This window comes from Streptomyces sp. NPDC003635, assembly GCF_053587635.1.
On sequence record NZ_JBSFOK010000043.1, the window covers coordinates 20104 to 38380 of the forward strand.

18 protein-coding genes are annotated in these 18277 nt (G+C 70.3%); 10 read left to right on the top strand and 8 right to left on the bottom strand.

The window, feature by feature from the left end; genetic code table 11:
• Both ACWDRW_RS31180 and ACWDRW_RS31185 read left to right on the top strand, forming a co-directional pair.
• Positions 1-171: a hypothetical protein gene (locus ACWDRW_RS31180; RefSeq protein WP_451728832.1), complete on the top strand. Its 171-nt coding sequence runs from the start codon at positions 1-3 to the stop codon at positions 169-171.
• A gap of 13 nt (positions 172-184) precedes the next feature.
• Positions 185-1618 carry a M14 family zinc carboxypeptidase gene (locus ACWDRW_RS31185; protein WP_451728835.1) on the top strand — a complete coding sequence of 478 codons (1434 nt, stop codon included), beginning with the start codon at positions 185-187 and terminating at the stop codon, positions 1616-1618.
• A gap of 32 nt (positions 1619-1650) precedes the next feature.
• Here ACWDRW_RS31185 and ACWDRW_RS31190 read toward each other — a convergent pair whose 3' ends face one another.
• Both ACWDRW_RS31190 and ychF read right to left on the bottom strand, forming a co-directional pair.
• A complete protein-coding gene (locus ACWDRW_RS31190; RefSeq protein WP_451728838.1) occupies positions 1651-3840 on the bottom strand; it encodes a DEAD/DEAH box helicase in 2190 nt (729 codons plus the stop codon).
• Positions 3841-3956: 116 nt separating this feature from the next.
• Entirely contained in the window at positions 3957-5045 is a 1089-nt protein-coding gene (gene ychF, locus ACWDRW_RS31195) for a redox-regulated ATPase YchF (protein WP_451728841.1), read from the bottom strand.
• A 167-nt stretch (positions 5046-5212) separates the two neighbouring features.
• Between ychF and ACWDRW_RS31200 the strand changes: the two genes are divergently transcribed.
• Entirely contained in the window at positions 5213-5788 is a 576-nt protein-coding gene (locus ACWDRW_RS31200) for a DUF6542 domain-containing protein (protein ID WP_451728843.1), read from the top strand.
• A gap of 91 nt (positions 5789-5879) precedes the next feature.
• Here the strand turns inward: ACWDRW_RS31200 and ppgK are convergent, their stop codons facing one another.
• Both ppgK and ACWDRW_RS31210 read right to left on the bottom strand, forming a co-directional pair.
• Positions 5880-6620 carry a polyphosphate--glucose phosphotransferase gene (gene ppgK / locus ACWDRW_RS31205; protein WP_451728846.1) on the bottom strand — a complete coding sequence of 247 codons (741 nt, stop codon included), beginning with the start codon at positions 6618-6620 and terminating at the stop codon, positions 5880-5882.
• Between the two features lie 29 nt (positions 6621-6649).
• Positions 6650-7660: a 4-hydroxy-3-methylbut-2-enyl diphosphate reductase gene (locus ACWDRW_RS31210; RefSeq protein WP_451728849.1), complete on the bottom strand. Its 1011-nt coding sequence runs from the start codon at positions 7658-7660 to the stop codon at positions 6650-6652.
• Positions 7661-7723: 63 nt separating this feature from the next.
• On the opposite strand from ACWDRW_RS31210, the gene ACWDRW_RS31215 reads away from it, so the two are divergent.
• The 4 genes from ACWDRW_RS31215 (at position 7724) to ACWDRW_RS31230 (ending at position 11334) form a co-directional block, all read left to right on the top strand.
• Positions 7724-9100: an APC family permease gene (locus ACWDRW_RS31215; RefSeq protein ID WP_451728852.1), complete on the top strand. Its 1377-nt coding sequence runs from the start codon at positions 7724-7726 to the stop codon at positions 9098-9100.
• 57 nt (positions 9101-9157) lie between these two features.
• Complete coding sequence (gene xseA, locus ACWDRW_RS31220; RefSeq protein ID WP_451728855.1) at positions 9158-10366, top strand: exodeoxyribonuclease VII large subunit; 1209 nt, start codon at positions 9158-9160, stop codon at positions 10364-10366.
• Positions 10367-10375: 9 nt separating this feature from the next.
• Positions 10376-10612, top strand: a complete 237-nt coding sequence (locus ACWDRW_RS31225; protein WP_451728857.1) for an exodeoxyribonuclease VII small subunit — start codon at positions 10376-10378, stop codon at positions 10610-10612.
• 131 nt (positions 10613-10743) lie between these two features.
• A complete protein-coding gene (locus ACWDRW_RS31230) occupies positions 10744-11334 on the top strand; it encodes a malonic semialdehyde reductase (protein WP_451728860.1) in 591 nt (196 codons plus the stop codon).
• Between the two features lie 57 nt (positions 11335-11391).
• On the opposite strand, the gene ACWDRW_RS31235 is transcribed toward ACWDRW_RS31230, so the two are convergent.
• Positions 11392-11913 (bottom strand): DUF4245 domain-containing protein, encoded by a 522-nt coding sequence (locus ACWDRW_RS31235; protein ID WP_451728863.1) that lies wholly within the window; start codon positions 11911-11913, stop codon positions 11392-11394.
• A gap of 128 nt (positions 11914-12041) precedes the next feature.
• Here ACWDRW_RS31235 and glpX point away from each other — a divergent pair, with 128 nt between their 5' ends.
• Positions 12042-13076, top strand: a complete 1035-nt coding sequence (gene glpX / locus ACWDRW_RS31240) for a class II fructose-bisphosphatase (RefSeq protein WP_451728865.1) — start codon at positions 12042-12044, stop codon at positions 13074-13076.
• A gap of 64 nt (positions 13077-13140) precedes the next feature.
• Here glpX and ACWDRW_RS31245 read toward each other — a convergent pair whose 3' ends face one another.
• Together ACWDRW_RS31245 and ACWDRW_RS31250 are read right to left on the bottom strand one after the other, a co-directional pair.
• Positions 13141-13518 carry a WhiB family transcriptional regulator gene (locus ACWDRW_RS31245; RefSeq protein ID WP_451728868.1) on the bottom strand — a complete coding sequence of 126 codons (378 nt, stop codon included), beginning with the start codon at positions 13516-13518 and terminating at the stop codon, positions 13141-13143.
• Positions 13519-13681: 163 nt separating this feature from the next.
• On the bottom strand, positions 13682-14365 hold the full coding sequence (locus tag ACWDRW_RS31250) for a DUF1707 domain-containing protein (protein WP_451728870.1): 684 nt from the start codon (positions 14363-14365) through the stop codon (positions 13682-13684).
• Between the two features lie 156 nt (positions 14366-14521).
• On the opposite strand from ACWDRW_RS31250, the gene ACWDRW_RS31255 reads away from it, so the two are divergent.
• Positions 14522-16189 (top strand): fumarate hydratase, encoded by a 1668-nt coding sequence (locus ACWDRW_RS31255; RefSeq protein ID WP_451728873.1) that lies wholly within the window; start codon positions 14522-14524, stop codon positions 16187-16189.
• A 42-nt stretch (positions 16190-16231) separates the two neighbouring features.
• Here ACWDRW_RS31255 and ACWDRW_RS31260 read toward each other — a convergent pair whose 3' ends face one another.
• The gene (locus ACWDRW_RS31260; RefSeq protein WP_451728875.1) at positions 16232-16708 is read right to left on the bottom strand and encodes an allene oxide cyclase barrel-like domain-containing protein; all 477 of its coding nucleotides are present in this window, start codon (positions 16706-16708) and stop codon (positions 16232-16234) included.
• Positions 16709-16854: 146 nt separating this feature from the next.
• On the opposite strand from ACWDRW_RS31260, the gene ACWDRW_RS31265 reads away from it, so the two are divergent.
• A complete protein-coding gene (locus ACWDRW_RS31265) occupies positions 16855-18252 on the top strand; it encodes a class II fumarate hydratase (protein ID WP_451728878.1) in 1398 nt (465 codons plus the stop codon).
• The last annotated feature ends 25 nt before the right edge of the window (positions 18253-18277 follow it).

Below are 18277 nucleotides of genomic sequence, written 5' to 3' on the forward strand. Positions count from 1 at the left end.
ATGGCAACGGACATTGACAACAGTGACCCGAGAGGCGAACGCTGGCAAGAGCACGATCACCGCACGCCACAGCCACCACCGGGAGGACACGGCATGCCGAACAAGATCGAGATTCGTCCGCTGGACAAGAAGGAGACCACCGGCGACAGCGGTGGCAACGGCGGCTCCTGACCGGCCGCACCCGATGGACCGCTACCTCACGGTCGCGGACGTCACCGAGTCGGCGCGGCGGCTGGTCTCCCGGTTCCCGGGGGCGGTCCGTCTGCGCCGGATCGGGATGTCCCGCGCGGGCCGCCCGCTGCTGATGCTGTCCGTGGGACACGGGCCGCGGCACGTCCTGGTGGTCGCCCGACCCCACCCGGACGAACCGGCCAGCGGCGCGACGGCGCTCGCGCTGGCGGAGCAAGTGGCCAACGGCGGAGGGACGTTCGGCGCGACCGACTTCTCCCCGGTCGCCGGGGACGGCAGGCCGGCGGCGGCCGGCCCCACCATGACGGCGGACGCCCGGACCCCCGTGACGGCCGGCACGGGAACCACTACGGCAACCGGCCCCTCCCCCCGCACCCGGGAAGGGAAGTCCGCGGCGAGCGACCCCTCCATGGTCACCTGGGACATCGTGCTGTGCCTCGATCCGGACGGCGCGGCGCTGGCCGAGGGCATCGAGGCGGCCACGGCCGGACCCGCCCCGACGCTGGAGGGCTACTACGGCACGGCCTACCGCCCCGTCGCGGCGGAACAGCCGGAGTGGGCGCCGATCGAAGGGTGCCGACTGCCCGAGAGCCAGGCGCTGTTCCGGGTGATCGAGGAAGTGCGCCCGTTTCTCCAGTGCTCCCTGCACAGCGTCGAGGCCGGCGGCAGCTGGCTCCAGTTGACCCGGGGCCTGCCCGAACTGGCCACCCCTTTCGAGGCGTCGGCGAGGCGGAGCGGCATCCCGGTCCAGCACGGCACCTTCGACGCCCTGTACTGGGAGAACCCCAGCCCGGGAACCTACGTCCTGCCACCCCCGGACAGCACCGCCCGCCTGGCCGCCGGCTCCGAGAACATCGCCCTGTCCACCTGGTGCGCACCCCAGGGCTACGGCGGCGCGACCGCGATCATCGAAGTCCCCATGTGGGCAACGGACCTGGCGCAGGACCCGACCCCCCACCCCGACCCGGTGCGGGCACTGCGCGACCTGTCGGCCCTGGTACGGGACGGTGGCCGCCAGGTGACGGAGATCCTCGAGAAGTCCCGGGACTTCCTGCCGCCACCCGAGACGGACCCCCTCAGGCGCGTACTGGAGTGGATGGCGGACGGCCTCTACGACCTGGTCGCCGACTCCTGGCAACCCCTGGCCGAAAACCCCCGGTCGGTGACCACGGCCCAGATCTGCACCCTGGACATCGTCGCCCGCCGCCAGCCCCTACGAGCAGCGGGCCTCCTCCTACGCCTCCTGAGGGCGTCGAACGCCCCCGAGGCCTCGGCCCTCCACCACGACCTGACGGAACTCTTCACCACGTGGTGCGCGGACTTCGAGAAGGCCCTGCACCTGCGCTGGGTCCCGATCCCCCACCAGATCGCGCACCAGACCCGCACGGTCATGGCGGCGGCGGAAAGCGCACTGAGGGCCCGGGGCTGAGGCGGGCCGCAAAAGGAGGACCTGGACCGCCTTCACGAGGTCGCAGTCGGGTGCGCCGGCTCCCCGTTCGTCACGCCCAGACGCGCCTGCTCCTCCTCGACGATCCTGCGGGCCAACTCGGTGTCCGACACGTCGATCGCATCCGGGGTGGCTTCGGCCACGGCGCTGCGGCGGGCGTACGCGTCGAACAATCGCGTCTTGTCCTCCAGCATCCTCACCATGCGTTCGTCCACTCCCCCGGTGGCGAGAAGGCGATGCACGTGAACCGACCTGACCTGACCCATGCGGTGCGCCCGGGCCACCGCCTGGTGTTCGATGGTCGGCTTGATCTGCGGCTCGCAGATGACGACGACCGAGGCAGCCTGCATGTTGAGGCCGACACCCCCCGCCTGGATCTGCGCCAGAAGCACCGCTGGTCCCTTGACCTCGGCGAAGTCGTCGACGATCTGCTGCCGTCGCCCGGCCGGGACGTTGCCGGTGAGCGGACCGAGCATCGGGATACCGGCGGTGGGACCCGCAGCGAGCGCCGCCTCCACCACGTTCAGGACGTCCCTGAAATAGGAGAAGACCACTGTCTTCTGCCCGTTCTCGCCGGCCTCCGACACGATCTCGCGGAGCCGGTCCAGCTTGGCCGACCGCTCGGGGCGCATGTACGCGGCCCTGCGCATCGCCATGAAGTTGCCCGCGCGGACGGCCTCGCGGTACGCCTCCTCGTCCGACGCGCTCAGCTCCTCCCATTCGTCGGTCCGCTGAAGGCTCGGGAGTTCCGTCAGCACGTCTTCCTGGTTGCGCCTCAGGTAGACCGGGGCGACGGCCTTGCGGAAGGCCACCGATCCCGCCAGGGCGTCCCGCTCGCCCAGGGTGTCGGCCACTCCTTCATCGAGCATCCGGACCAGGTTGCGGAACTCCCCAACCCGGTTCTCCATCGGGGTTCCGGTCATGAAGAGGCTGCGTTCACAACGCTCCGCCCACAGGGCGACCGCCTGGGACCGCTTGGTCTTCGGGTTCTTCACGGAGTGCGCTTCGTCGACGACGAGCAGTCCGACCTCGCCGCCGCCCGGAGCCGGAAATCCGCGCAGTGCGTCGAACGTGGTCACCCCCACACCGCCGCGCCCCTTCCAGTCGGCGAACGCGTACTGCCGGTCGGGTCCGTGGAGCACCATGACGCGCAGGGCGCTACGGGCCTCGATCTCCCGGGTCCAGTTCACGAGAACGCTCGCCGGGCAGACGACCATGAAATGACTCTGTCCCTCGGCGGCCAGGTGGGCCAGCACGGCGATCGCTTGGATGGTCTTCCCGAGACCCATCTCGTCGCCGAGTATCACTTTGCGCTGCGCGAGGACGAAGCGTGCGCCGAACGCCTGGTAGCCGCGCAGGGAGACCCGCCGGTGCGAGTCGTCGAGCCCTTGCCCCCGCACCCGCTCGGCGATCTCCTCCGGCAGGAACCCCTCGGCGGCGGCGGTGTCCGGCAGCCGTCCGGCGATTTCGGCGAGAACGCTGTAGTACTCCGCGGAGCGGAGTTCGAAGTCCACCCACGCCGCGATGTCGGACGAGGGTCCGCGCAGCAGGTCCACAGAGGCCTGGGCCAGCAGTTCGGGCAGGTCGGCCCGTTCCGCTTCGTCCACCAGTGAGCGGATCTCGGCGACCGCGGCCAAGGCGCGTGCCTTCTTCTCCTGGCCGGCCAGGAGCATCCTGAATCGCCCGGCGGCGGGTTTCGCCTCGACCAGCAACGGGCCGAGTTGTTCCGAGAGGACCGCGGCTCGGTCCACCGCGCGCCGGGCGTCCGGTCCGGCTTCCACCAGGACGTGCAGGGCCATGACGAGCGCGGTGGTGGTCGGCTCCGGCCGGTCCACGTCGATGTGGACGGCCACCGTCTCGTGCGCCGCTTCGGAGAGCCTGCGAGCAGCGGCGAGGATCTGATCGACCGTGCGCTGCCCGACACCGGGAATCTGCCGCAACCGGTAGGGGCCCGCTTCGAGCACCCGGCCCACCGTGCCGAGGCCGCTCTTCTCGACGTTCCCCAGCCGCAGGCGTCCCTCGGTGACGTCCTGCAACCGGGCGACGGGGATGGCGTCGAGTTCGCGAGTGACCGCCGCGTCGTGAAGCGGCTTCAGCGCCGCCCGCACCGCCTCGACCGCCCTGCCGTGGTCCTCGGCCAGTGCCTGTGCCGCGTCGTACAGTCGCGCTCCCCCCGCGACCGTGTCCCGCTCCCCACGCCCCACGCTTCCCGCCCCTCTCGCGCTGTCCCCGCATCCTCCCATCGCGGGCACCGGCCTATGGGGGGTACGCCGATGCCCGACCCACCGAGCGGCAGGTCGGGCACGGTTCTTGCCAGGTGTCAGACGTTGAAGCGGAACTCCACCACGTCCCCGTCCTGCATGACGTAGTCCTTGCCCTCCATGCGCGCCTTGCCCTTGGCGCGGGCCTCCGCCACCGAGCCCGTCTCCACCAGGTCCGCGAAGGAGATGACCTCCGCCTTGATGAAGCCCTTCTGGAAGTCGGTGTGGATGACGCCGGCCGCCTCGGGGGCCGTGGCGCCCTTCTTGATGGTCCAGGCGCGGGATTCCTTGGGGCCGGCCGTGAGGTAGGTCTGCAGGCCGAGGGTGTTGAAGCCGACGCGGGCCAGGGTCGCGAGGCCCGGCTCCTCCGCGCCCACCGACTCCAGCAGCTCCAGCGCGTCCTCCTCGTCCAGCTCGGCGAGGTCCGCCTCCAGCTTGGCGTTGAGGAAGATCGCCTCGGCGGGGGCGACCAGCGCGCGCTGCTCGTCCTTGAAGGCGTCGTCGGTCAGCTCGTCCTCGTCGACGTTGAAGACGTAGAGGAAGGGCTTCGTCGTCAGCAGGTGCAGGTCGTGCAGGAGCTCCTCGTTGCCGGAGCCCTGGACGATGCCCGCCGAGAACAGCGTGTCGCCCTTCTCCAGGATCTCCTTGGCCGCCTCGACCGCCGCCACCTTCGGGGCCACGTCCTTCTTGATCCGCGACTCCTTCTGCAGCCGCGGCAGGACCTTCTCGATGGTCTGGAGGTCGGCGAGGATCAGCTCGGTGTTGATCGTCTCGATGTCGTCCTTGGGCGAGACCTTGCCGTCGACATGGACGACGTTCTCGTCCTTGAAGGCACGGATGACCTGGCAGATCGCGTCGGACTCACGGATGTTCGCCAGGAACTTGTTGCCCAGGCCCTCACCCTCGGAGGCGCCGCGCACGATGCCCGCGATGTCGACGAAGTCGACCGTCGCCGGGAGCACCCGCTGGGAGGAGAAGATCTCGGCCAGCTTGGTCAGACGCGGGTCCGGTACGCCGACGACGCCCACGTTGGGCTCGATCGTGGCGAACGGGTAGTTGGCCGCCAGCACGTCGTTCTTGGTCAGGGCGTTGAACAGGGTCGACTTGCCGACATTCGGCAGACCGACGATTCCGATCGTGAGCGACACGTTGCGACTTCCCGAAGTGAGAGGAGGACTGGAGGCCGGCGGGCCCGATCCACCAGTCTACGGCGTGACCCGCCCGGTACCGGATGTCCGTCGAACGCTTGGCCAAGGTCCGCCCCTCGGCGTGTCCCATGGGCGATTCGGCACATAAACAGACCTAAGTTGGTCCAGTGGAGCAACACAGGACGCGCCCAGCGCAGTACAAGCAGCCCGGGCAGCAGGGCACGCGCCGGGCCGCGCCGCCCCTTCCGCCGCAGGCCAGAGGGGGCGCGCAGGCCCGGACAGGCGCCCCCCGCCGGCCCCCCACCGCCGTCCGGCGCCCGCCGCCCCCGGTGGTGCAGGCACTGCGCCGGATGCCGAACCCCCGCCTCACCGGACTCGGCGTCGGACTCTTCTGCGCGGTGGTGATGCTCGCGCTCGGCTCCCTGGACGCCCTGCTGCTCGGCCCCTCGCTGACCGTCTACGGCGTGCTGTTCCTGCCCGTGTGCGTCCTGACCGCCGTCTGGGTGCGCAAGGCGGACCTGGTGACCGCCGTCATCGTCGTACCGATCGCGTTCGCGCTGGGCCTGGTGCCGGTGGCCGACAGCGGCGACAGCACCGGGGACCGCCTGATGGGCCTGTTCACCGCGCTCGCCACCCAGGCCGGATGGCTGTACGGCGGAACGCTGGTCACCGGTGTGATCGTCACCGTGCGCAAGGTGCGTCTGATGCGGCGCAGGGCGGCCCGCAGCCGCCCGCCCGTCTGAGCGGCCCGCTCAGCCCGAGCAGCCCGCTCAGCCCCTGCAGCCGGCGAGTCGTCCGAGCAGCCCCGGCAGCCCACAGTCGTCCAACCGTGAGCTACTCCGCCGCCCGCATCGCCGCCCCCACGATGCCCGCGTTGTTCTGCAGCTGTGCCGGGACGATCTCCGCCTTGATCCCCTCGATGTAGTGCAGGAACTTCTGCGACTTACGGCTGACCCCGCCGCCGATGATGAACAGCTCCGGCGAGAACAGCATCTCCACGTGGGCGAGGTACTTCTGGACCCGGTGCGCCCAGTGCTCCCATGTCAGCTCGCCGTCGTCCTTGGCCTTGCTGGAGGCCCGCTTCTCGGCGTCGTGGCCGTGCAGCTCCAGATGGCCCAGCTCGGTGTTGGGCACCAGGGCGCCGTCCACGAACAGGGCGCTGCCGATGCCCGTGCCGAAGGTGAGCAGGATGACGGTGCCCTTGCGGCCCTGTCCCGCCCCGAAGGCCATCTCGGCGACTCCGGCGGCGTCCGCGTCGTTGACCACCGTCACCGGCAGGCCGCCCAGACGCTCGCCGAACAACGCGCGGGCGTCCGTGTCGATCCAGCTCTTGTCGACGTTGGCCGCCGTACGGATGGTCGAGCCGCCGGTCACCACGCCCGGGAAGGTCAGCCCGACCGGCCCCGTCCAGCCGAAGTGGTCGACGACCTGCTTGACGCCGTCGGCCACCCCGTCGGGCGTCGCCGGATGCGGGGTGAGCACCTTCAGGCGCTCCTGGGCCAGGTCGCCCCTGTCCAGGTCCACAGGAGCGCCCTTGATACCGGAACCACCGATGTCCACACCGAAGATCTGCATGGCTCCACGTTACGACGGACGACTGACCGTCACTCCTGGGAGCCGTCCTTGCGCTCCGCGATCAAGGTCGCGGCCTCTTCGCGCAGGTCCCGGCGCAGCTCCTTCGGCAGCGAGAAGGTGATCGACTCCTCGGCCGCCTTCACCAGCTCGACATCGCCGTAGCCGCGCTGGGAGAGCCACTCCAGGACCTCCTCGACGAGGACCTCGGGGACGGAGGCGCCGGAGGTGACGCCGACCGTGGTGACGCCCTCCAGCCAGGCCTCGTCGATCTCGCTGGCGAAGTCCACGAGGTAGGCCTCGCGCGAGCCGGCCAGCTTCGCGACCTCGACGAGCCGCTTGGAGTTGGAGGAGTTGCGCGAGCCGACGACGATGACCAGTTCGGCCTCGGCGCCCATCTGCTTCACGGCGAGCTGGCGGTTCTGCGTGGCGTAGCAGATGTCGTCGCTCGGCGGGGAGATGAGCTGCGGGAACTTCTCCTTGAGCGCGTCGACGGTCTCCATCGTCTCGTCCACGCTCAGCGTGGTCTGGGACAGCCAGACGACCTTCGACTCGTCGCGCACCTCGACCTTGGCGACGTCCTCGGGGCCGTCGACGAGCTGGATGTGGTCGGGGGCCTCGCCGGAGGTGCCGATGACCTCCTCGTGGCCCTCGTGGCCGATGAGGAGGATGTCGTAGTCCTCGTTGGCGAAGCGGACGGCTTCCTTGTGGACCTTGGTGACGAGCGGGCAGGTGGCGTCGATGGTGGCGAGCTTGCCGCGCGCGGCCTCCTCGTGGACGACCGGGGCGACGCCGTGCGCCGAGAACATGACGATGTTGCCGGGCGGCACCTCCTCGGTCCGCTCGACGAAGATCGCGCCCTTCCTCTCCAGGGTCTGGACGACGTACTTGTTGTGCACGATCTCGTGCCGGACGTAGACCGGAGCTCCGTACTGCTCGAGGGCTTTCTCGACGGCGATCACGGCGCGGTCCACACCCGCGCAGTAGCCACGGGGGGCGGCGAGCAGGACACGGCGGCCAGGCGAAGCAGTCATGCGTCCCATCGTAAGGGTGCGTTCGGCGGGTCGAAGATCGCGGCGGTGACGGGGGCTCTGGACACTGGCGGCATGTCCGACATTGGTACGGCGTCCCCCGCGGCGGACCCGGAACACCACCGTCTGCGACGGACCCTGGGCTTTCGCGACCTGGTGGTCTACGGGCTGCTGTTCATCGCCCCCATGGCCCCGGTCGGTGTCTTCGGCACGCTGGACGCGAGGTCGCACGGCGCCGTCGCCCTCGTGTACGTCGTCGCCACCGTCGCGATGGCGTTCACCGCATTCAGCTACGCGCAGATGGTGCGGGTCGTCCCCCAGGCGGGGTCCGTGTTCGCCTACGCGCGGGCCGGGCTCGGGCCGCGGGCCGGTTTCGTCGCGGGCTGGATGGCGATGCTGGACTACCTGCTGATCCCGGCGGTCGCGTACCTGTTCTCCGGGATCGCCATGGAGGCGCTCGTCCCGGAGGTCGGCCGCTGGGTGTGGACGGCGCTCGCGGTGGTCGTCACGACGCTGCTGAACCTGTGGGGGGTGCGCACCGCGGCCAAGGTGGGCTTCCTGGTGCTGGCCATGGAGATCGTGGTCCTGCTGGTGTTCGCGGTGTCGGCGGTGGTCGTCCTCGCGCGGGACGGCTCCGAGCGGGGCTGGCTGTCGCCGCTGTCCGGGGACGGCAGTCAGGGCGCGTTCGCGCTGTCGGCGGTGCTCGGCGCGGTGTCGATCGCGGTCCTGTCCTACCTCGGCTTCGACGCCATCGTCTCCTTCGCGGAGGAGGTCACCGGCGGCTCGGAGAGGGTCGCGCGGGCGGTCCTGCTCTGCCTGGCGCTCGCGGGTGCGCTCTTCGTCGCACAGACCTACCTGGTGGCCCTGCTGGAACCCACGTCCTCCGCCGAGCTGGCCGCCGATCCGGGCCGGCAGGGTTCGGCCTTCTACGACGCCGTCGACGCCTCCGTCGGGACGTGGCTGCACGACCTGGTCGCCGTGAGCAAGGCGATCGGCGCCGCGTTCGCCGCGCTGGCCGGGCAGGCGGCGGCCGGACGGCTGCTGTTCGCGATGGGCCGCGCCGGACGCCTGCCGCGGCTGCTGTCGCGCACCGACTCCGGCGTCCCCCGCCTCGCCCTGTCCTGCGCCGCCGTGCTCACCCTGGTCGCGGCGGTCTGGGCGGCCCGCCGCGACGACGGCATGGATCATCTGGTCTCGGTGGTCGACATCGGCGCCCTCACCGCCTTCACGCTGCTGCACGCGAGCGTGGTGGGCTGGTTCGCGGTACGGCGCAACGGCGGGCCGGTGAGCTGGTGGCGCCATGTGCTGGTGCCGGTCGCCGGCGCGGCGATCACGATCGCGGTGATCGTGGCGGCCTCGGGCACGGCCCAGGTCGTGGGCGCGGTCTGGCTGGCGCTGGGCCTGGCGGTGCTGGTGGCGCAGCGGGGGCGGGAGCCGGCCGGGGACGCGTGAGACCGCGCCCCGGTCGGGGACGGTTCGTTGTCGGTGGCTGCGGATACGCTCACGGGCATGGCTCTCAACACGTCCGCGGAATCCCCGCTGCCCGTAGGCGAGGTGTCACGGCTCATCGGGGGGTGGATCGACCGGCTCGGGGCGGTCTGGGTCGAGGGGCAGATCACCCAGCTCTCGCGGCGGCCGGGCGCGGGGGTGGTCTTCCTGACGCTGCGGGATCCGTCGTACGACATCTCCGTGAGCGTCACCTGCTATCGCCAGGTCTTCGACGCCGTGGCGGACGTGGTGAGCGAGGGCGCCCGGGTCGTCGTCCTGGCGAAGCCCGAGTGGTACGCCCCGCGCGGGCAGCTGTCACTGCGGGCCGCCGAGATAAGGCCCGTGGGGGTCGGCGAGCTGCTGGCACGCCTCGAGCAGCTGAAGAAGGCGCTGGCTGGCGAAGGGCTGTTCGCCCCGGAGCGCAAGAAGCCGCTGCCGTTCCTGCCGCAGCTCATCGGCCTGGTCTGCGGGCGGGCCTCCGCCGCCGAGCGGGACGTGCTGGAGAACGCCCGGCACCGCTGGCCAGCCGTCCGCTTCGAGGTGCGCAATGTCGCCGTGCAGGGCGTGCACGCGGTGGCGCAGGTCGTGCAGGCGGTGAAGGAGCTCGACGAGATCGACGACGTGGACGTGATCGTCGTCGCGCGCGGCGGCGGCAGCGTCGAGGATCTGCTGCCGTTCTCCGACGAGCAGCTGGTGCGCACGGTCGCCGCGTGCCGCACACCGGTGGTCTCCGCGATCGGGCACGAGCCGGACAACCCGCTCCTGGACTACGTCGCCGACCTGCGCGCCTCCACGCCCACCGACGCGGCCAAGAAGGTCGTACCGGACGTGGGCGAGGAGTACGAGCGGGTGCGGATGCTGCGCGACCGTGCCCGGCGGTGCGTCGAGGCGGTCGTCGAGCGGGAGGAGCGCGGACTGGCCGCGGCGCTGGCCCGGCCGTCGATAGAGGATCCGCACCGGATGATCGACGAGCGCGCCGATCACGTCGCGGCCCTGCTGGACCGCGGCCGCCGCACCCTCGGACACCTCCTCGACCGCGCCGACTCCGAGCTGACGCACACGCACGCGCGCGTGGTGGCCCTCTCCCCCGCGGCGACCCTGAAGCGCGGGTACGCCGTGCTCCAGAAGGCCGACGGGCATGTGGTCCGGGGTCCGGAGGAGGTCGGCGGCGACGAGGTGCTGCGGGCACGGGTTTCCGAGGGTGAGTTCAGTGTCAGGGTCGATGTCTGAGGTGAATGGATGACCGGCAAGGTGGATGAGGCGCTCGGGTACGAGCAGGCGCGGGACGAGCTGATCGAGGTCGTACGACGCCTCGAGGCGGGCGGTACGACGCTGGAGGAGTCCCTGGCGCTGTGGGAGCGCGGGGAGGAGCTCGCCAAGGTGTGCCGGCGCTGGCTGGACGGCGCACGGGCCCGCCTGGACGCGGCGCTGGCCGAGGAGGCGGCGGAAGAGGAAAAGGCAGCGGCCGGGGAGTAGCGGGCCGGGGCGTTGTGAAGCGGATCACCGCGCCCCGCTTTTTGTTGAAGAGTCAACTTCACTGACATATGGTTGACGTGTCAGCTGATCCGGCGACCGGATCCGACGTACACCCCCGAGAAGGTTCACGCATGTCTCTCGTTCTTGACCCCGCCGCCCAGGACCTGCTCTTCCGCGAGGCCCGCACCGCGAACACCTTCACCGACGAGCCGGTGACCGACGAGCAGGTGCAGGCCATCTACGACCTGGTCAAGTACGGCCCGACCTCCATGAACCAGTCCCCGCTGCGCGTCACGCTGGTCCGCTCCGCCGAGGCCCGCGAGCGTCTCGTGCAGCACATGGCCGAGGGCAACCAGGCCAAGACCGCCGCCGCCCCGCTGGTCGCGATCCTCTCCGCGGACAACGAGTTCCACGAGGAGCTGCCGACCCTCTTCCCGCACTTCCCGCAGGCCAAGGACCTCTTCTTCGGCGAGCGCGCCGCCCGTGAGGGCTCCGCCGCCCTGAACGCCGCCCTGCAGGCCGCGTACTTCATCATCGGCGTCCGCGCCGCGGGCCTCGCCGCCGGTCCCATGACCGGCCTGGACTTCGAGGGTGTCCGCAAGGAGTTCCTGGACGACGACCACACCCCGCTGATGGTCGTGAACATCGGCAAGCCGGGCGCCGACGCCTGGTACCCGCGCTCGCCGCGTCTGGCGTACGACGAGGTCATCACGACCGTCTGAGCGTGACCGCATGACGACGGCCCCCCGGCTCGAACGCCGGGGGGCCTCCTTCGTGCGTCACTTCGTCTCCAGCGCCCCCGCCAGCTCCGTGAGCTGCTCGAAAGACCCCGTGCCGGCCACCACCGTCGTCGCGTCGTCGGCCTTCAGCACGAGCGCGTCGTAGCGGCCGCCGGTCCAGCGGGTCCACGTCCTGCCGTCGATCCGCTGCGTGGCCTTGGTCTCGTGGGCGCCCTGGGTGGCCTCGGCGAGGAACACCTTCGGCTTCTGAGTGGACTGCTGGAGCTGGACGTACTCCCCGTCGGGGGTGTGGAAGCCGAGGTGCCAGGTGTCGCCCTCGGCGCCCTGGAACCGCACCGAGGTCGCCTTCCAGTCCTTGGCCAGGCCCTCGGGGGCCGCGATCGGGTAGGCGGCGGCGCGACGGGCGGTGAGCAGCTCGACGCGGTAGTCGACCCGCGGGAGGTCCGGAGCGGACTCCTCGTGCGGGATGAAGAGGTACACGACCCCTGCCGCGAGGATCGTCACCCCGAGGGAGAGGACCATGTTCCGGACCGACTGCCGCTTAGCGTTCGTACCTGCCACGCCCCCTATCGTCGCAGGTGCCCCGGTCCGCTCATCCGTGGGGTCCCCTGCTCATTTTGTCGACCTGACGATAGAGTCTGGGCCATCACCCTCATCCGGCCGTCGTCGTATCAGAAAGGTGCGCTCCGATGACCGATCATCATCACTTGCCGTCCGAGCTCGATGTACCCTCCGAGGCCCCCGACCGCAACCTCGCCCTGGAACTCGTCCGGGTGACCGAAGCAGCCGCGATGGCCGCGGGCCGCTGGGTCGGGCGCGGCGACAAGAACGGCGCCGACGGTGCCGCGGTGCGCGCCATGCGGACCCTCGTCTCCACCGTGTCGATGAACGGCGTCGTCGTCATCGGCGAGGGTGAGAAGGACGAGGCGCCGATGCTCTTCAACGGGGAGCGGGTCGGCGACGGCACCGGTCCCGAGGTGGACATCGCGGTCGACCCGATCGACGGCACCACCCTGACCGCCAAGGGCATGCCGAACGCGATCGCCGTCCTCGCGGCCACCGAACGCGGGGCGATGTTCGACCCGTCGGCCGTCTTCTACATGGACAAGCTGGTCACCGGGCCCGAGGCGGCGGACTTCGTCGACATCAACGCGCCGGTGTCGGTGAACATCCGCCGGGTCGCCAAGGCCAAGCGCTCCACGCCCGAGGACGTCACGGTGGTCATCCTCGACCGGCCGCGGCACGAGGGGATCATCAAGGAGATCCGGGACGCCGGCGCGCGCATCAAGCTGATCTCCGACGGCGATGTCGCCGGGTCGATCTACGCGCTGCGCGAGGGCACCGGCGTCGACATGCTGCTCGGTATCGGCGGTACGCCGGAGGGCATCATCTCCGCCTGCGCCGTGAAGTGCCTCGGCGGCACGATCCAGGGCAAGCTGTGGCCGAAGGACGACGAGGAGCGGGCGCGGGCGATCGACGCCGGGCACGACCTGGACCGGGTGCTCACCACCGAGGACCTGGTGACGGGCGAGAACGTGTTCTTCGTCGCCACCGGCATCACCGACGGTGAGCTGCTGCGGGGTGTGCGCTACCGGTCGGACTCCGCGGTCACCGAGTCGATCGTGATGCGCTCGAAGTCGGGCACGGTCCGCCGGATCGACTCGGAGCACCGGCTCAGCAAGCTGCGGGCCTACAGCGCGATCGACTTCGACCGGGCCAAGTAGGCCGTACCGAAGAGAAGTGGGGCGCCCCCGGTGCGGTGGGGGCGCCCTCTTCCTGTACGGGGGCTCAGCCCGCCTGAGCTATGCGGCCCGTCGTCCGCGCCGCCTTCTTCAGTTCCAGGTCGCGGCGCCTGCGCCGGGCCAGGACCACTCGACGTTCGGCCGCGGTGAGTCCGCCCCAGACGCCGTACGGCTCGGGCTGGAGGAGGGCGTGTTCGCGGCACTCGACCATGACCGGGCAGCGTGCGCAGACCCGCTTGGCCGCCTCCTCACGGGAGAGCCGGGCGGCGGTCGGCTCCTTGGAGGGGGCGAAGAACAGGCCGGCCTCGTCGCGTCGGCACACCGCCTCGGTGTGCCACGGGGCGTCTTGGTCCCTGTCTCGCACTGGCACCCGCTGGGCCGGAACGGCAGCGACCTGCAGGGACGAATGCGGCGGTTGCAGCACGGTCTACTCCTGACGACGGCTTCGCGAGCGAGAGACGATGCAGCAAGGTCTACCCGTTGTGCGCGTGCCTATGCAGGGAGTTCCGAAGCGCTGGATTCCGGGGGCTCCTGAGGGGGCGGATGAGCGGACTGGTTGCTTTCGGTTGCCGTGGGATTCGCGATCGTCAATGATCCAGATGCTTGCGCAAACTCTTCTCGACCTTGGCGTGGACCCGGTCGAGGATGTCCGTCACGAACTTCCCGCGCCTCGGCGCGCCCTCGACGCTGCCCAGCACGGCCCACCCGTCCAGGTAGATCACGGGCGCCGCCGGGTCCTCCGCGTCAACGGTGTCCACCTCGAAGCTGCCGAGGACGCCGCCGCCCGCGCCACGCAGCGACACGTTCTCCGGGACGCGGACATCGACGCTGCCGAAGAGCGCGAACGCCTTGATGACGACCTGCTGGTACTCGAAGAGCGCCTCGCTGAGGTCTATCTCGACGCTGCCGAAGATCGCGTAGGCGTGGATCCGGCGCCCGGCGCGCCAGCGGCCCTTGCGGACGGCGCTGCTGAAGATCGCGACGGCGGTGTCGTCCGGATCCGCCGGGAGGTTGGTCGGGCGGTTCGGGACGGTGGCGTACGACGAGGCGGTCCGGGGCCGATGAGCCGCGGGCAGGTCCTGGATGAAGGCCTCCAGCTCGCCCACCGTCTTGGCGTTCAGCACCCCCTCGACCCGCTCGCTGTGCTCATCGGCGGTGAGGCGGCCCTCGGCGAGCGCCTCGCGCAGGATGTCCGCGATCCGGTCGCGGTCGGCGTCGGAGGCGCGCAGGTCGGTGGCCGCGACGGGCGCGGTCTGCTTCTGAAGGTCCACGACAGCAGCGTACCCAAACACGATAGATCGCGATAGCCCTCGCCGGACTCCAACTGAGCCTTACCTCACAAGCTCGCCATGAGCGGCAGGTTCTACGCTGGGGAGGCTCGCCAGCGTCGGCGGGCAGCCGTCCGTCAGAGTGAGGAATGGGCTGAGATGCCTGAGTTCGCGTACACCGATCTGCTCCCCATGGGAGAGGACACCACCCCGTACCGGCTGGTGACCTCCGAGGGTGTCTCCACCTTCGAGGCCGACGGGCGCACGTTCCTCAAGGTCGAGCCGGAGGCGCTGCGCAAGCTCGCCGCGGAGGCCATCCACGACATCCAGCACTATCTGCGCCCGGCCCACCTCGCGCAGCTGCGCCGCATCATCGACGACCCCGAGGCGTCCAGCAACGACAAGTTCGTCGCGCTGGACCTGCTGAAGAACGCCAACATCGCGGCGGCGGGCGTCCTGCCGATGTGCCAGGACACCGGCACGGCGATCGTGATGGGCAAGCGCGGACAGAACGTTCTGACCGAGGGCGGCGACGAGGAGGCGCTCTCGCGCGGCATCTACGACGCCTACCTGAACCTCAACCTGCGGTACTCGCAGATGGCTCCGCTCACCATGTGGGAGGAGAAGAACACCGGCTCCAACCTCCCCGCGCAGATCGAGCTGTACGCCACCGACGGCGGCGCCTACAAGTTCCTCTTCATGGCGAAGGGCGGCGGCTCGGCCAACAAGTCCTTCCTCTACCAGGAGACCAAGGCCGTCCTGAACGAGGCCTCCATGATGAAGTTCCTGGAGGAGAAGATCCGTTCGCTCGGTACGGCCGCCTGCCCGCCGTACCACCTGGCGATCGTCGTCGGCGGTACGTCCGCCGAGTACGCGCTGAAGACCGCCAAGTACGCCTCCGCGCACTACCTGGACGAGATCCCGGCCGAGGGCTCCCCCCTCGGGCACGGCTTCCGGGACAAGGAGCTGGAGGAGAAGGTCTTCGAGCTGACGCAGAAGATCGGCATCGGCGCGCAGTTCGGCGGCAAGTACTTCTGCCACGACGTGCGCGTGGTGCGCCTGCCCCGGCACGGCGCCTCCTGCCCGGTCGCCATCGCCGTCTCCTGCTCCGCCGACCGCCAGGCCGTCGCGAAGATCACGGCGGAGGGCGTCTTCCTCGAGCAGCTGGAGACGGACCCCGCGCGCTTCCTGCCGGAGACGACCGACGAGCACCTCGACGAGGCCGGCGACGTCGTGAGGATCGACCTCAACCAGCCGATGGACGACATCCTCGCCGAGCTCACCAAGTACCCGGTGAAGACCCGGCTGTCCCTCACCGGCCCCCTCGTCGTGGCCCGCGACATCGCGCACGCCAAGATCAAGGAGCGGCTGGACGCGGGCGAGGAGATGCCGCAGTACCTGAAGGACCACCCGGTGTACTACGCGGGCCCCGCGAAGACGCCCGAGGGTTACGCGTCCGGCTCCTTCGGCCCGACGACGGCCGGCCGCATGGACTCCTACGTCGAGCAGTTCCAGGCGGCGGGTGGTTCCAAGGTCATGCTGGCCAAGGGCAACCGCAGCAAGCAGGTCACGGACGCGTGCGGCACGCACGGCGGTTTCTACCTGGGCTCCATCGGCGGACCCGCCGCCCGTCTCGCGCAGGACTGCATCAAGAAGGTCGAGGTCGTCGAGTACGAGGAGCTCGGCATGGAGGCGGTCTGGAAGATCGAGGTCGAGGACTTCCCGGCGTTCATCGTGGTGGACGACAAGGGCAACGACTTCTTCCAGGACCCGGCCCCGGCCCCGACCTTCACGTCGATTCCGGTACGGGGTCCCGGGCTGGCGTGAGGACAGCCGGCACCCGCTGCCGGGGCCAGGGCTCCGGAGGCCTCAGCTGCCGAGGTCGAAGTCCAGCCGCTGATAGTCCCCGTCGTCCGTGAAGCGGATCTGCCCGCTCGCGCCGCGGTAGTCGCCGGTTCCGCCGGTGACCGCCGCGTCGAACGGGGGCTGTTCCTCCTCGGTCAACGGGACCGTCATGAGGACCTGGGCGGTGATCTGACCTCCGGAGAGCACGAAGGTGCCGAGGCACTGGATGTCGAGGGGGTTGCCCGTGCGGACCACCGTGCAGGCGACCCCGTCCCGGCCCACCCTCTCGCCGCCCTTCTCCTGGAAGAGATCGTCGGCGAAGGTGAAGCTGTCGCCGACCTTGGGAACCTGTTGCGGTTCCCCCGTCTCGTCGCCCGCGACCTCCCGGGCGTAGAGCGTGAAGTCGTCCTCCTGGGCGGACACCGGGCCCGCGGTGACGAGGGCGGTGGCAGCCGCCAGCCCTGCACCGAGCGCGCCGAGCGTCCTGATGCTGCGGAGCATGACCTGCCTCCTGTGGGGTGACGAGCCCCCCTGCACTCCTCCCTCATTGTCCGGCGGTCTCCGCCCGCCCGCGCGCCGTGAAGATCCGCGTCCACCGGGAACAGGTGACCTGTCCCGGACGCTGTGACAGGTGGAGGTGATCGGCAGTGGCCGACGCAGAGCAGAGCTATCGCATCGAGCACGACTCCATGGGCGAGGTGCGGGTGCCCGCACACGCCAAGTGGCGGGCCCAGACCCAGCGCGCCGTGGAGAACTTCCCGATCTCGGGGCAGCGGATCGAGCGGGCCCACATCGAGGCGCTTGCCCGGATCAAGGGGGCTGCCGCGAAGGTGAACGCCGAGCTGGGAGTGCTCGACAAGGATGTCGCCGCGGCCATTCAGGAGGCGGCCGCCGAGGTGGCCGACGGGCGCTGGGACGAGCACTTCCCCGTGGACGTCTTCCAGACCGGCTCCGGCACCTCGTCCAACATGAACACCAACGAGGTCATCGCCACGCTGGCGAGCGAGAAGCTCAAGAAGGACGTCCACCCCAACGACCACGTCAACGCCTCCCAGTCCTCCAACGACGTCTTCCCCTCCTCCATCCACATCGCCGCCACTGCCGCCGTCACCCGCGATCTCGTCCCCGCGCTCCAGCACCTCGCCGACGCGCTCACCCGCAAGGCCGAGGAGTTCTCCGACGTCGTCAAGTCCGGGCGTACGCATCTCATGGACGCCACCCCGGTCACCCTCGGGCAGGAGTTCGGCGGCTACGCGGCCCAGGTGAGGTACGGGATCGAGCGGCTCAAGGCCTCCCTCCCCCGGCTCGCCGAACTGCCGCTGGGCGGGACCGCAGTCGGGACCGGGATCAACACCCCTCCGGGATTCTCCGCCGCCGTCATCGAGGAGGTCGCCCGGGCGACCGGGCTGCCGCTGACCGAGGCGCGCGACCACTTCGAGGCGCAGGGCGCCCGGGACGGCATCGTCGAGACCAGCGGACAGCTCAGGACCATCGCCGTAGGGCTGACGAAGATCGCCAACGACCTGCGGTGGATGGCCTCCGGGCCGCGGACCGGGCTCGCCGAGATCTCCCTGCCCGACCTCCAGCCCGGGTCCTCGATCATGCCCGGCAAGGTCAATCCCGTCATCCCCGAGGCCGTCCTCATGGTCGCCGCGCAGGTCGTCGGGAACGACGCCACGGTGGCCACCGCCGGAGCCGCCGGGAACTTCGAGCTCAATGTCATGCTGCCGGTGATCGCCAAGAACGTCCTGGAGTCGGTGCGACTGCTCGCCAACGTCTCCCGGCTGCTCGCCGACCGGACCGTCGACGGCATCGTCGCGCACCGCGAACGGGCCCGCGAATACGCCGAGTCATCACCCTCCGTGGTCACGCCACTGAACAGGTACATCGGCTACGAGGAGGCCGCCAAGGTCGCCAAGAAGGCGCTCGCGGAACGCCGGACCATCCGTCAAGTCGTGCTGGAGGGCGGTTATGTGGAACGTGGCGACCTCACCCTCGCTGAGCTGGACGAAGCCCTTGATGTCCTGCGTATGACGCGCCCGTGACATCTCGTGCGAAGGCTGCGAACCG

Coding starts and splice junctions, on each gene's coding strand:
- ACWDRW_RS31180 (WP_451728832.1), top strand. CDS start 1: ATGGCAACGGACATTGACAACAGTGACCCGAGAGGCGAACGCTGGCAA.
- ACWDRW_RS31185 (WP_451728835.1), top strand. CDS start 185: ATGGACCGCTACCTCACGGTCGCGGACGTCACCGAGTCGGCGCGGCGG.
- ACWDRW_RS31225 (WP_451728857.1), top strand. CDS start 10,376: ATGACCGGCAAGGTGGATGAGGCGCTCGGGTACGAGCAGGCGCGGGAC.
- ppgK (WP_451728846.1), bottom strand. CDS start 6,620: ATGCAGATCTTCGGTGTGGACATCGGTGGTTCCGGTATCAAGGGCGCT.
- ACWDRW_RS31215 (WP_451728852.1), top strand. CDS start 7,724: ATGTCCGACATTGGTACGGCGTCCCCCGCGGCGGACCCGGAACACCAC.
- ACWDRW_RS31230 (WP_451728860.1), top strand. CDS start 10,744: ATGTCTCTCGTTCTTGACCCCGCCGCCCAGGACCTGCTCTTCCGCGAG.
- ACWDRW_RS31260 (WP_451728875.1), bottom strand. CDS start 16,708: ATGCTCCGCAGCATCAGGACGCTCGGCGCGCTCGGTGCAGGGCTGGCG.
- glpX (WP_451728865.1), top strand. CDS start 12,042: ATGACCGATCATCATCACTTGCCGTCCGAGCTCGATGTACCCTCCGAG.
- ACWDRW_RS31255 (WP_451728873.1), top strand. CDS start 14,522: ATGCCTGAGTTCGCGTACACCGATCTGCTCCCCATGGGAGAGGACACC.
- xseA (WP_451728855.1), top strand. CDS start 9,158: ATGGCTCTCAACACGTCCGCGGAATCCCCGCTGCCCGTAGGCGAGGTG.
- ACWDRW_RS31210 (WP_451728849.1), bottom strand. CDS start 7,660: ATGGGACGCATGACTGCTTCGCCTGGCCGCCGTGTCCTGCTCGCCGCC.